General features: G+C 57.8%; 12 protein-coding genes. 11 read left to right on the top strand and 1 reads right to left on the bottom strand.

Features of this window, described 5'->3' with window-relative positions; translation table 11 throughout:
- Positions 1 to 6 precede the first annotated feature (6 nt).
- The 3 genes from Q0915_RS00130 (at position 7) to Q0915_RS00120 (ending at position 2,265) form a co-directional block, all read left to right on the top strand.
- Positions 7 to 1,212 (top strand): hypothetical protein, encoded by a 1,206-nt coding sequence (locus tag Q0915_RS00130; RefSeq protein ID WP_299472363.1) that lies wholly within the window; start codon positions 7 to 9, stop codon positions 1,210 to 1,212.
- Between the two features lie 37 nt (positions 1,213 to 1,249).
- On the top strand, positions 1,250 to 1,735 hold the full coding sequence (locus Q0915_RS00125) for a hypothetical protein (RefSeq protein ID WP_299472362.1): 486 nt from the start codon (positions 1,250 to 1,252) through the stop codon (positions 1,733 to 1,735).
- Between the two features lie 116 nt (positions 1,736 to 1,851).
- A complete protein-coding gene (locus Q0915_RS00120; RefSeq protein WP_299472361.1) occupies positions 1,852 to 2,265 on the top strand; it encodes a hypothetical protein in 414 nt (137 codons plus the stop codon).
- 57 nt (positions 2,266 to 2,322) lie between these two features.
- Here Q0915_RS00120 and Q0915_RS00115 read toward each other — a convergent pair whose 3' ends face one another.
- On the bottom strand, positions 2,323 to 3,378 hold the full coding sequence (locus Q0915_RS00115; protein ID WP_299472360.1) for a saccharopine dehydrogenase C-terminal domain-containing protein: 1,056 nt from the start codon (positions 3,376 to 3,378) through the stop codon (positions 2,323 to 2,325).
- 113 nt (positions 3,379 to 3,491) lie between these two features.
- Between Q0915_RS00115 and Q0915_RS00110 the strand changes: the two genes are divergently transcribed.
- The 8 genes from Q0915_RS00110 (at position 3,492) to Q0915_RS00075 (ending at position 12,200) form a co-directional block, all read left to right on the top strand.
- Positions 3,492 to 4,397, top strand: a complete 906-nt coding sequence (locus Q0915_RS00110; protein ID WP_299472359.1) for a LysR substrate-binding domain-containing protein — start codon at positions 3,492 to 3,494, stop codon at positions 4,395 to 4,397.
- A gap of 141 nt (positions 4,398 to 4,538) precedes the next feature.
- Entirely contained in the window at positions 4,539 to 6,836 is a 2,298-nt protein-coding gene (locus Q0915_RS00105) for a bifunctional salicylyl-CoA 5-hydroxylase/oxidoreductase (protein ID WP_299472358.1), read from the top strand.
- Positions 6,833 to 7,576 (top strand): SDR family oxidoreductase, encoded by a 744-nt coding sequence (locus Q0915_RS00100; protein ID WP_299472357.1) that lies wholly within the window; start codon positions 6,833 to 6,835, stop codon positions 7,574 to 7,576. The genes Q0915_RS00105 and Q0915_RS00100 overlap by 4 nt, the downstream gene beginning before the upstream one ends.
- Positions 7,573 to 8,043 carry a MarR family transcriptional regulator gene (locus tag Q0915_RS00095; protein ID WP_299472356.1) on the top strand — a complete coding sequence of 157 codons (471 nt, stop codon included), beginning with the start codon at positions 7,573 to 7,575 and terminating at the stop codon, positions 8,041 to 8,043. The genes Q0915_RS00100 and Q0915_RS00095 overlap by 4 nt, the downstream gene beginning before the upstream one ends.
- Complete coding sequence (locus tag Q0915_RS00090) at positions 8,036 to 8,836, top strand: enoyl-CoA hydratase family protein (protein WP_299472355.1); 801 nt, start codon at positions 8,036 to 8,038, stop codon at positions 8,834 to 8,836. Before Q0915_RS00095 ends, Q0915_RS00090 begins: the two co-directional genes overlap by 8 nt.
- Positions 8,836 to 9,981 carry an acyl-CoA dehydrogenase family protein gene (locus tag Q0915_RS00085; RefSeq protein WP_299472354.1) on the top strand — a complete coding sequence of 382 codons (1,146 nt, stop codon included), beginning with the start codon at positions 8,836 to 8,838 and terminating at the stop codon, positions 9,979 to 9,981. The genes Q0915_RS00090 and Q0915_RS00085 overlap by 1 nt, the downstream gene beginning before the upstream one ends.
- A gap of 27 nt (positions 9,982 to 10,008) precedes the next feature.
- Entirely contained in the window at positions 10,009 to 10,461 is a 453-nt protein-coding gene (locus Q0915_RS00080) for a cupin domain-containing protein (RefSeq protein WP_299472353.1), read from the top strand.
- A gap of 110 nt (positions 10,462 to 10,571) precedes the next feature.
- Positions 10,572 to 12,200 (top strand): AMP-binding protein, encoded by a 1,629-nt coding sequence (locus tag Q0915_RS00075; RefSeq protein WP_299472352.1) that lies wholly within the window; start codon positions 10,572 to 10,574, stop codon positions 12,198 to 12,200.
- The last annotated feature ends 39 nt before the right edge of the window (positions 12,201 to 12,239 follow it).

The raw sequence follows: 12,239 nt of genomic DNA, 5'->3' as shown, positions 1-12,239 counted from the left end.
GCCGATTTGAGTTTCTATCTGGACCAGCAATCAGTTTCACCTGAGACCGGAAGTCTGGGAACGCGATTTCTGATCTACCCCCAGGTCCCCCATCTGGAGGGCTACGAAAAACCTGAAACAGTCTGGATCAGCACGCCGCCGGACGAGATCCAGGCTGGTCCGGCCGATCGGCGCATGTACGTGATCGATCCGCTATTTGAAAAACCGGTTTACGAGTATCCTTTTCAGCCACCGTTCGTCGGCGCAGCTTTTCCACCCGCCGAGGCTGGGCCGGACGGGCACTTCGACCATCTCGACCCATCGAGCCGCCAGTTTGTCAGCGCGCATGTGTTTGCTTCGCTCAGGCGCATCCTTGACATCTGGGAGAGCTATCTCGGACACGAAATCGTCTGGCACTTTTCGCAGACTTACGAACGTCTGGAGATCATCCCGCAGGTCAACTGGAACAATGCACAATCCGGCTACGGTTACATGGAATTCGGCACAGAGCTGAATGACCGGGACGCCGCGTTTCCCTATGCGTTGAATTTCGACGTGATCGCCCACGAATTCGGTCACGCGCTCATTTTCGCGGAAATGGGCACGCCGACCGTGCAGGCGAACAGGCAGTATTTCGGTTACCACGAGAGTGTCTCTGACCTCATCGCGCTCATTTCGCTTCTTCATTTCGACAGTGTGCTCGATCGGCTGTTGCGATCGACCCGCGGCAATCTTCTGACGATGAACGAGTTGAACCGCATTGCCGAACTTGCAGGCGACCGTCAGATCCGCACCGCGTGCAACGACCGGAAAATGAGCACGGTCAGCGATGCTGTTCACGACCTGTCCAAACCCTTCACGGGCGCGATATTCGACACGCTGGTGGAACTCTTCCATCGAAGCGCGATGGAAAAAAATCTTGTCGACCTGCCTGACGACATAAGCCATGACCGCCTCTTTGAACTCGGTCACCACGAAATAGAGTTGATCAACGCCCGCTTTGCCGAAGCGTTTGAAGCACGCGCTTTTCTTTTAAAATCCACGCTGGAAAACGCCCGGGATCTGCTTGGATCGGCGATTGCGCGATCTTGGAGCACGCTTGATCCGAACACATTGAATTACGCCGTTGCCGGGTCGGCAATAGCCGATCAGTTCGACGAGATGGGCGAAAAAGAAGCCGGCGATATCCTGATGGAAAACCTGGAATGGCGAGAGATCGTCGTTCGAACCTGAGCCTTGCGTGACACGAAGAAAGAAGGGGGACTAACAAATGTCCGATGAGAACTCGAATGATCAGCTTCCTATGATCCAACCGGATCCGTATTATGATCCTGCCGAGATCATTCTGGTCGGCATGAACATTTCCGGGATCAAGAGCAGCAGCGCCGCGGATGTCAAGATCGACACCGGCGGCAATGATTTCAGCCGAATTTCCATCCAGCTGGTGTTCGCCCCCAACCGGCAGATCGCATTGATCAAGTCGTACATTTATGAAGGCAACCACTACGAACTGGCGAAACCAAAACTCATGGTCGTCTCGGGAGAGGGTGAAGACCTTCCGGGCAACTATGTGCCGAAGGACCGCCCCATGAAATTCTGGCGCATGAACAAACTCACCCGGACTACGGAAATCTCGGTCGAGGACGGCTTGCTGGAAACGCTGATCCTGGAAGCAAACCTGCCGGGACGCAGGTCTCCGAACTCCTATGCCGCCAACATGCAAATGGCGCACAGGTCAGGACGCCTGAATTCCTGACTTTGACAACTCGTTCGTGGTTGAAAAGCATCAAATCGCAGTCGCTGCGCGGCCTCCGTTGCTCTGGAGGCTGACTGTCTGCACGGCGCGCACAGCAAAAGCCGAAGGGTGAACACATGGCACAGGCGCAAACATTCAATTTCGACGATTATGGTCCCTATGAGCCTGGGGAGTTCCTCATCGACGACATATCGGCAAGCGAGATAAAGGCTCCGGCTCTTGTCCCAGGCATCATGAGCGTTGTCGCGATCGGCTTTGTTTACATTCCCGGCTGCACCGTGAGCCAAAGCCAGCACGTCATGGTCAAGTCCTTCAACCTGAGTGACAATCTCGCCGGCAACATCGAACCGGTCACCAAGGTGAAGCTGAAATATGACGACGGCGCCTATGCAGGAAGGGCACCCGTCAAGAATCCCTTCAAGATCCAGGAAGAGTTTCAAATGACGGTCCAGCTGGCGCCGGACAAAAAAGGGGTCGACGGTGGCTTCTTGAGGGTGATTTTTTATTACGATCAAAACGTTACAAGCTAAGTCACTGCCAGCCGCGACGAGCATCAAACGCTTGCAAAAAGAATGCGTCACCCTGTCCTACATATTGTAGCGGGCACCATTTGAGGTCTTGAGAAAGACGTCCAGCGGAACATCTTCCTGCTTGAGGAAACCCTTCGCGGGAAGTGTTCCGTCTCGCACCATTTCGATAACGGCAACCACGGAAGACGCCGTCGTCCAGGCAATGGCGGTCCGCTCCTTTCCTGCAATTGTCATCGGTTTCAGGCCTCTTACGAATTCGCGGCGCTGCATGCGCCCGTCTGCTTCGCCTTCGGCAGCTACATGAATATAGACGATGTCATCACTGACCGGCGGTTTGGCATTGACCAGAATTTCGCCGGCCTCCCGGCGCCGGTCGCGCATCAGAAGTTCGTGGAAGAAGAAGTTCATCAGCTTCACATGCCCCGGATACCGCATGGTCTTGTAATCCATGTTCGGCACACGGTCCTTGTAGGTTTCACACATCGTGCCGAGCCCGCCTGAGGTCGTGAACGCTTCCAGTTCGATGCCGCCTATGACGATCTTCTCGATCCACTCCATTGGTGAGACCCATTTTATCTCGCCGTCTTCCAGCACCTCGCAATCATTGAGGTATTCGTTGACGACGCCTTCCGGCGACCAGTTGAAGGAATAGCCCATCAGCCCGGCCGGGTTCTGCGGCAGAGCACCGACTCGCATGCGGCAGGACCTGCATTGGTCGAGCTCCTCAATCAGACTGGCACCCACGATACCGACGAACCCCGGAGCAAGGCCGCATTGCGGTGCCATCAGGCCCTTTGACGATTGGGCCATTTCCATGATCGCCTTTGTCGTCGGCACGTCTTCCGTCAGATCGAAATAGTGCAGCCCGAGTTCATGCGCGGTGCTGGCAACCCCGACATTGAGAAAATACGGAAGGCAGGACAAGACTGCTTCAACGCCCGACAGAACGTCTTTCAGCTTTTCCAAATTACTGACATCCACTTGCCGCGTCTCGAACGGCAGATCGTGTGACGCGGTGTCGTCGAAACCAGTTACCTGAAAGCCGCTTTCATGCAGCAGTTCGCCCGCCAGTGTACCGACCTTGCCAAGTCCCAGAACCGCTATCTTCTGCATCCGCGCTCTTCCTTCGAAAGACTGTTCCGGCGAAGAATACCCGCCCTTGACCAGCACAAAAACACCTGAAAAATTGTTGTTTCAATGACTAAAACTCATGCATCGGATTTATCATGGACCGCGACATTCCAATCCCGAGCATATCCGTTCTGCGCTGTTTTGAAGCCGCCGCGAAACACCAGAGCTTCACTGCAGCGGCCGAAGAACTCGGCCTGACCCAGAGCGGTGTCAGCAGGCAGGTCAAGGAACTTGAGGACCAGATAGGTGCCGCGCTCTTTCGCCGGGAAGGCCGTGGGATCAGGCTGACCCAGGCAGGTAAGGCTCTGGCAAAAAGCGTCTTTTCCGATCTTGGGAGACTGCGCCGAACCATCAGTCAGGCTGTTGCGGCAGGAGAAACCCAGGAACTTCTGACGATTGCGGCTCTGCCGACATTTGCGGCCCGCTGGCTCGTGCCGAGGTTGAACGGTTTCAAATCAGGCCGGCCAAACCTCGATCTCATGATCTACAGCCGAACGGAACCTTTTGACCTGGTCGAACAGGGCATTGATGTCGCCATCCACTTCGGCGCGAATGACTGGCCTGGCGCAAAACTGACGCCCCTCTGCCCCGAGGACCTGATCGCCGTCGCCTCACCGGATCTGCTAGAGGCGTATCCGGTCGACAGAAAAGCGGACATTTTGCAAATGCCCATGCTTCACATGGCCTCGCGCCCGCACCTGTGGAAAGCCTTTCAAAAGTCCGTCCCAGAGGCAGCCGGCCAGGTGCAGGTCGGCAGCTATTTTGATCAGTTTTCACTTGTGATCGCAGCAGCTTGCAGCGGTATGGGCGCGGCCATCCTGCCAACCTACCTTATCGAAACCGAACTCACGTCCGGCAGCCTCGTTGCGCTGTCGGGTGTCGAGGACGGTTCGGGTCACAACTACTATCTCGCAACACCGCCCGGAGACCTGACCCCGCCCGTTGCCGAGTTCCTGACATGGATCCGCGGCCAGGTCACACGCAAGGTTCCGAAAGACTAACACCCAGATGCTCACCCGAACGAGTGAGTGGGGAGCGGCGTCAATGAATTTATTTTAAGTTTGAAATTTTAGACTTGAAGTAAATTTCGAAACGTGGTTCGCTGATCGAAATGATGGGGCTCGCATCATGTGGAGGATCTGATGAAGATTGCCTGTTTGGGCGGTGGGCCGGCCGGCCTCTATTTCGCGATATCCATGAAGCTGCGCGACCCCTCGCACGAGATTGTGGTTGTCGAGCGCAATCGCGCAAACGATACATTCGGATGGGGTGTCGTTCTTTCGGATGACGCCCTCAGCCGGATGGAAGGCAACGATCCGGTCAGCACCCAGTCAATCCGCGACCACTTCGCCTATTGGGACGATATTGCCGTCGAACACAACGGTGTGCGCACGGTCTCGGGCGGGCACGGGTTTGCAGGCATTGGCCGCAAGCAGATGCTGATCCTGCTGCAGGAACGTGCCCGTGAACTCGGCGTAGAAATGCGGTTCGAAACCGAATTCCAGGATGCCGAAACATTTCGCAAGGACTACGACCTCGTCGTTGCCTCAGACGGCATCAATTCCAGGGTCCGCACCGAATACGAGACTGTCTTCAAGCCGGATATCGACACACGGCTTTGCAAATTCATCTGGCTCGGAACCCATCAGAAATTTGACGACGCCTTCACGTTCATCTTCGAGAAGACGGAGCATGGCTGGGTCTGGGCGCACGTCTACCAGTTCGACGACAACACCGCGACTTTCATTGTCGAGTGCCTTCAGCCCACCTGGGACGGTTGGGGCTTTGCCGACATGTCGAAGGAAGAGACCGTCGAGACCTGCCGAAGGATTTTCGAAAAGTATCTCGGTGGCCACGACCTCATGTCCAATGCAGCCCATCTTCGCGGGTCTGCGGTCTGGATGAACTTCCCGCGCGTGATTTGCGAAAAATGGTACCACGAGAACGTGGTCCTGATGGGTGATGCCGCGGCCACCGGTCATTTTTCTATCGGATCCGGGTCACGCCTGGCGTTCGACAGCGCCATTGCGCTCGCCGACTATCTCCACAGCGAACCGGACATGGAAACCGCATTCGAAAGGTATCAGGAAGAACGTCGCCTGGAAGTGCTCAGGCTCCAATCGGCCGCACGCAACTCGCTCGAATGGTTCGAGAACGTGGAACGCTACCTTGACCAGGATCCAGTCCAGTTCAACTACAATCTACTGACCCGTTCGCAACGGATCAGTCATGAGAATCTTCGACTGCGCGATCCCAAATGGCTTGAAACGGCGGAAAGGTGGTTCATGGACCGATCCGGCGCGTCACCGAATGCACCGGTGCGCGCACCTATGTTCGCTCCCTTCAAGCTTCGCGAGATGCCGCTCAAGAACCGGGTCGTGGTCTCGCCGATGGCTCAGTACAAGGCGGTTGACGGTGCCCCGACCGATTGGCACATGATCCACTACGGAGAACGGGCCAAAGGCGGCGCTGGTCTTGTCTATGTGGAGATGACCTGCGTCAGTGCCGAAGGCCGGATCACCCCAGGCTGTCCCGGACTTTACGCTCCCGAACACGAGACCGCCTGGAAGCGCCTGACCGACTTCGTTCATACCGAGACGGACGCAAAGATCTGCTGCCAGATCGGGCACTCCGGGCGCAAGGGGTCGACCCAGATTGGCTGGCAGGAAATGGATGCGCCGCTTGCCGATGGCAACTGGGAACTGGTCTCCGCATCGGCGATCCCGTGGTCGGCAAACAACGCGACGCCGCGCGAGATCACGCAAGCCGAAATGGCGGATATCAAGGAACAGTTCGTCCGCTCGGCCGAGATGGCGGAGCGCGCAGGGTTCGACATGATCGAGCTTCATGCGGCGCATGGCTACCTGCTTTCCTCGTTCATCTCGCCCGTTTCGAATGTCCGCGCGGACGAATACGGTGGTTCCCTTGAAAACCGGATGCGTTGGCCGCTGGAGGTCTTCAGGGCCATGCGGGAGGTATGGCCACCGGAAAAACCCATGTCGGTTCGCATCTCGGCGAATGACTGGGTCGGAAGCGAAGGCATAACGCCCGAAGATGCTGTCGAAATCGCGAAGATGTTCCGCGCTGCCGGAGCTGACCTGATCGACGTTTCCGCCGGCCAGACGACGCCGGATGCAAAGCCGGTCTATGGCCGCATGTTCCAGACGCCCTTTTCTGACCAGATCAGGAACGAGGGCGGGCTCCAGACAATGGCCGTTGGCAACATCTACGAGGCCGACCACGCCAACTCGATCCTGATGGCCGGGCGCGCCGACCTTGTCGCTGTTGGACGCCCGCATCTAGCCGACCCGTACTGGACGCTCCATGAAGCCTGCCGGATCGGAGACAGGCATGCGACCGACTGGCCCCTGCCCTATCTTGCCGGCAGAGATCAGGCCTGGCGTCTCAGCGACCGCGATGCGGAGATCGTTCGCGCATGAGCCTGTCGGATCGACATATCGTCGTGACCGGCGGCGGCAGCGGCGTGGGAGCAGCCTGCGCACAGCTGCTTGCGCGAAACGGAGCGAAGGTGACGATTTTCGGCCGAACGGAAAAGCCTTTGGCCGAGCAGTCGCTGCCCTACCAGCTTTGCGATGTGACAGATGCAGGAGCCGTTGAGACCGCCTTTCAAGCGGCACGTGAGTCATCAGGCCCTGTCGATATCGTGATCGCAAATGCCGGGGCTGCGGAAAGCACGCCTTTCTCCAAAATGAAACCGCAGATGCTGGAAGCCATGATGGCCGTCAACCTCTATGGCGTTTCCAACGTCTGGCAAGCGGCCTTGCCGGACATGAAGGCGTCGGGTTGGGGCAGGCTGATCGCAATCGCGTCAACGGCGGGTCTGCGCGGCTATCCCTATGTCAGCGCTTATTGCGCCGCCAAGCATGCGGTCGTTGGCCTGACCCGGGCGCTCGGCAGGGAACTTGCCAAAACCGGGGTGACCGTCAATGCGATCTGCCCGGGTTTCGTTGAAACGCCGATGCTCGAAAGATCGATCGAGAATATCATGTCGAAGACCGGCATGAGCCGTGAGGACGCGGCAAACACACTCAAGGCGGACAATCCACAGGGACGTTTCATCCAGGCAGAGGAAGTTGCCGAATCCGCGCTGTGGCTGTGTTCACATGGTGCGAGATCGATCAACGGCCAGGCGATAAGCCTGTCGGGAGGCGAGTTATGACCTCTGCGATAGAACCTATTTCCAAGACACGTCTTCGCGTCTGGCTCAAACTCCTGAAAACGTCGAACGGCATTGAAGCTGAAATTCGCCGCAACCTGCGTGACCGCCACAACACGACACTGCCGCGCTTCGATGTAATGTCGGCCCTGGCGCGGTTTCCGGAGGGGCTGAAGATGAGCGACCTCTCCAGCTTCCTGCGCGTTTCCAACGGAAACGTCACAGGTATCGTCGACAAGCTCACCGAAGAAGGCCTCGCGCAGCGAGTTGCCGTGCCCGGTGACAAGCGGGCTCAGGTCGCGCGTTTGACTGAAAAAGGCAAGTCAGAGTTTGAAAGCCTGGCGAACCATCACGAAAGCTGGATTGATACCTTGCTCGACGGTCTTTCATTCGAAGACCTTGAGGCACTCTCAGATACTCTTGAGCGTGTCCTGGCCCAAAGCACCGAGAAGGAGCGCGCGGATGCGTAGCAACGTCGAACACTTTCGTTGCCGGATCGAAGACGGCATCGCGCAGATCGCGCTGGACCGGCCCGAACGGAAAAACCCGCTCACATTCGATAGCTACGCCGAACTGCGCGACTGGTTCCGGGATCTACACTACGCGGACGATGTCCACGCGGTCGTCATTCTCCCGAATGGCGGCAATTTCAGCTCTGGTGGCGACGTCCATGACATCATCGGACCACTAACTCGCATGAATATGAAGGAGCTGCTGGCGTTCACGCGCATGACCGGCGATCTGGTCAAGGCCATGCTCGGATGCGGCAAGCCGGTCATTGCGGCGGTGGATGGTATCTGCGCTGGAGCAGGCGCGATCATGGCAATGGCCTCTGATCTGCGCATCGCAACCCCGGAGGCAAAGGTTGCCTTCCTGTTCAATCGCGTCGGCCTTGCGGGCTGCGATATGGGCGCATGCGCCATGTTGCCAAGGATCATCGGTCAGGGCCGGGCCGCGGAGCTTCTTTATCTCGGACGTTCCATGAAGGCAGATGAGGGCCACGCGTGGGGGTTCTTCAATTCGGTTGTCGAGGCGGCTGAACTGGAAGGCGCCGCCATGGATCTTGCCGCACGGATCGCGGCCGGTCCGACCTTCGCCAATTCCATGACCAAGACGATGCTGGCCCAGGAATGGTCAATGAGCCTTGAACAGGCAATCGAGGCAGAAGCCCAGGCTCAGGCGATCTGCATGCAGGGCAACGATTTCCGCCGTGCCTATGAAGCTTTTGCGGCCAAGGAAAAACCGGTGTTTGAGGGCGACTGATGGCCGATAAAACCTTTCTGACCTGGCCGTTTTTCGAAGACCGGCATCGCGCACTGGCCGAAGAACTTGAGACCTGGGCTAAGGCCAACCTCGGCCACGTTGATCACGGCGACACTGACGCTGCCTGCAAACAGATGGTGGCTGATCTTGGCGACGCCGGATTTCTGCAACTGACCGGATCGGCAGATGGTGAGCTTGACGTCCGCAGCCTCTGCCTGATCCGCGAAACGCTGGCCCGCTATGACGGCCTCGCCGATTTTTCCTTTGCCATGCAGGGTCTCGGGACAGGCGCGATTTCCCTCTTCGGCACAGACGCCCAAAAGGAAGCCTGGCTGCCGCTCACGCGTGGCGGCAAGGCAATTTCCGCCTTCGCACTGACCGAACCGCAGTCGGGGTCTGACGTTGCCAACTCAACCATGACGGCGACGGAAGACGGCAACACATATGTGCTCAACGGCGAAAAAACCTGGATTTCCAACGGCGGGATTGCTGACGTCTATACGCTTTTTGCCCGGACGGGCGAAGCACCGGGCGCAAAGGGTCTGTCGGCCTTTGTCGTGACGCCGGACGCCACCGGATTTGAAGTCGTTGAACGTCTTGAAACGATTGCACCACATCCGCTGGCAACGTTGCGCTTTACCGATTGCCGCATACCCAAGTCAAGTTTGATCGGCGCTCCGGGTGCGGGCTTCAAGGTCGCCATGTCGGTGCTCGATATCTTCCGCTCAACGGTCGCAGCAGCTGCACTTGGATTTGCAAGGTGCGCGCTCGACGAGGCCCTGCAACGGGTCACGAGCCGCAAGATCCAGGGTGCACCGCTTTTCGATCTGCAACTTGTGCAAGGGCATATTGCTGACATGGCCCTCGACATTGACGCAGCCGCTCTCCTTATTTACCGCGCCGCCTGGGCGAAGGACAGCGGAGCCCCCCGCGTCACGCGTGAGGCGGCAATGGCGAAGTTGTTTTCGACCGACCAGGCGCAACAGGTAATCGACAAGGCGGTTCAGCTTCACGGCGGTGACGGTGTCCGCAGCGGCACGACCGTCGAAAAACTCTACCGCGAAATCCGAGCTCTGCGTATCTATGAAGGGGCATCCGACGTTCAGAAGATCATCATCGCACGTCAGGCGCTGCAAAGCCTCTGACGGCCAACTGGAAGGGAAGGAAAGACCATGACCAAGGGACTTGACGGCGGCATCACTCCGAATGGCGAAGGTTTCGAAGGGGTGACTCTCAACATTCTGGGGCAGACCTACTATCCGAAGGCCTGGTGCGAATCGACATTTGCATTTGAGACCAATTCTGAGCCCGGGCAGTTTGTTCCCGTCCACGTTCATCCCACCCAGGACGAATTCATTCTGGTTCAGGAAGGCGAGCTCGACCTCAAATTGGACGGCGAATGGGTCAAGGCCCGCGCTGGCGACCTGGTGCGCATGCCCATGGGCGTTCCTCACGGCTACTTCAACAAATCAGACAGTCCCTGTCGTGCCCTCTTCTGGGTGTCGCCAGCCGGAAAACTCAAAGACCTCTTCGACGAACTGCACGAGATGACGGATGTGGAAGCGGTTGTGCGCGTCTCGGCAGAACACGATGTCGACTTCCTGCCGCCCGAAGCCAACGAGTAGCCTAGAAGGCAAATAACTGATTTTTTCGAAAGCGTTAGGGCAACTTGACTGTAGCATACAGACGTCGGAATGCTCTGCGGTCCGTTTAACAAAAGGGGAAGATGTCGATCATGGCCGGTACACTCTCGCCCTCCGCGCATGTGGACACCTTTGCACGCGACAATCTTCCGCCGACGGAGCAATGGCCGGACTTCCTGCTTGATGGTTTCGACTATCCGGATCGACTCAATGTAGCCGTCGAACTGACGGACAAAATGGTTGAACAGGGACTTGGCGACCGCACGGCGCTGATCGGCAACGGTAGACGCCGGACCTACAAGGAACTTTCCGACTGGACTAACCGCCTGGCCTATGCGCTCACCGAAGATCTGGGCGTCAAGCCCGGCAACAGGGTCCTAATCCGCTCCGCAAACAATCCGGCCATGGTGGCTTGCTGGTTGGCGGCAACGAAGGCCGGTGCCGTTGTCGTCAACACGATGCCTATGTTGCGCGCGGGGGAACTCACCAAGATCGTCGACAAGGCGGAAGTGGAATTCGCGTTGTGCGATACCCGTCTGATGGACGAGCTCGTCGCTTGCGCCAAGACGTCGACCTTCCTTAAGAAGGTCATCGGTTTCGACGGCACCTCCAACCACGATGCCGAACTTGATCGCCTCGCGCTCGAAAAATCCGTTCTTTACGATGCAGTTGCGACCGGGCGTGATGATGTCGCGCTTCTTGGTTTCACGTCCGGATCGACCGGAACGCCCAAGGCGACGATGCACTTCCACCGCGATATTCTGATTATCGCCGATGGTTATGCAAAGGAAGTTCTGGGCGTCACTCCCGACGACGTCTTTGTCGGATCGCCGCCGCTTGCCTTCACGTTCGGCCTTGGCGGTCTTGCGGTCTTTCCGCTCAGGTTCGGTGCTGCTGCCACGCTGCTGGAAAGCGCAACACCGCCCAACATGATCGAGATCATCCAGAAATATAAGGCAACCGTCTGTTTCACTGCACCGACGGCTTACCGCGTCATGCTTCAGGCGATGGAGGAAGGCGCGGACCTGTCATCGCTTCGCGCAGCGGTCTCTGCAGGCGAAACCTTGCCCGCCCCGGTCTACGACGCCTGGATGGAAAAGACCGGCAAGCCGATGCTGGACGGAATCGGTGCAACGGAAATGCTGCACATCTTCGTCTCCAATCGCTTTGACGATCATAAACCCGCCTGCACCGGCAAACCGGTGACCGGCTATGAAGTCCGCGTTCTGGGCGCTAACGGCAAAGAGGTTGAACCGGGAGAAGTTGGCCGTCTGGCTGTACGCGGGCCGACCGGGTGCCGATATCTGGCCGATGACCGGCAGAGCGACTATGTGGTCGGCGGCTGGAACATTACCGGCGACAGTTTTTCCATGAGCGAGGACGGTCATCTGCATTTCGCAGCCCGCAACGACGACATGATCATCTCCTCCGGCTACAACATCGCGGGTCCTGAGGTTGAGGCCGCACTCCTCGCACATGCCTGTGTCCAGGAGTGCGCGGTCATCGGGGTTCCGGACACGGAAAGAGGTGCCATCGTCGAGGCTCATGTAGTCCTGGTCGCGGATGCAAGCGCCGACGACGCAATGCGCAAACAACTGCAGGATCACGTGAAATCGACTATTGCGCCTTACAAATATCCGCGCTCTATCATCTTCACGGACACACTTCCGAAAACGGAGACCGGAAAGATCCAGCGGTTCCGATTGCGGCAGGACCAGTAACTTTCAGAATTCACTCGCAAAGGGGTGCGCGAGAGATGT

The sequence above is a fragment of the uncultured Roseibium sp. genome (genome assembly GCF_947494555.1).
GTDB lineage: Bacteria > Pseudomonadota > Alphaproteobacteria > Rhizobiales > Stappiaceae > Roseibium.
The sequence above is the reverse complement of the archived record's forward strand: the minus strand, read 5'-3'. Positions and strand labels throughout refer to the sequence as shown.

Coding starts and splice junctions, on each gene's coding strand:
- Q0915_RS00125 (WP_299472362.1), top strand. CDS start 1,250: ATGTCCGATGAGAACTCGAATGATCAGCTTCCTATGATCCAACCGGAT.
- Q0915_RS00120 (WP_299472361.1), top strand. CDS start 1,852: ATGGCACAGGCGCAAACATTCAATTTCGACGATTATGGTCCCTATGAG.
- Q0915_RS00115 (WP_299472360.1), bottom strand. CDS start 3,378: ATGCAGAAGATAGCGGTTCTGGGACTTGGCAAGGTCGGTACACTGGCG.
- Q0915_RS00110 (WP_299472359.1), top strand. CDS start 3,492: ATGGACCGCGACATTCCAATCCCGAGCATATCCGTTCTGCGCTGTTTT.
- Q0915_RS00105 (WP_299472358.1), top strand. CDS start 4,539: ATGAAGATTGCCTGTTTGGGCGGTGGGCCGGCCGGCCTCTATTTCGCG.
- Q0915_RS00100 (WP_299472357.1), top strand. CDS start 6,833: ATGAGCCTGTCGGATCGACATATCGTCGTGACCGGCGGCGGCAGCGGC.
- Q0915_RS00095 (WP_299472356.1), top strand. CDS start 7,573: ATGACCTCTGCGATAGAACCTATTTCCAAGACACGTCTTCGCGTCTGG.
- Q0915_RS00090 (WP_299472355.1), top strand. CDS start 8,036: ATGCGTAGCAACGTCGAACACTTTCGTTGCCGGATCGAAGACGGCATC.
- Q0915_RS00085 (WP_299472354.1), top strand. CDS start 8,836: ATGGCCGATAAAACCTTTCTGACCTGGCCGTTTTTCGAAGACCGGCAT.
- Q0915_RS00080 (WP_299472353.1), top strand. CDS start 10,009: ATGACCAAGGGACTTGACGGCGGCATCACTCCGAATGGCGAAGGTTTC.
- Q0915_RS00075 (WP_299472352.1), top strand. CDS start 10,572: ATGGCCGGTACACTCTCGCCCTCCGCGCATGTGGACACCTTTGCACGC.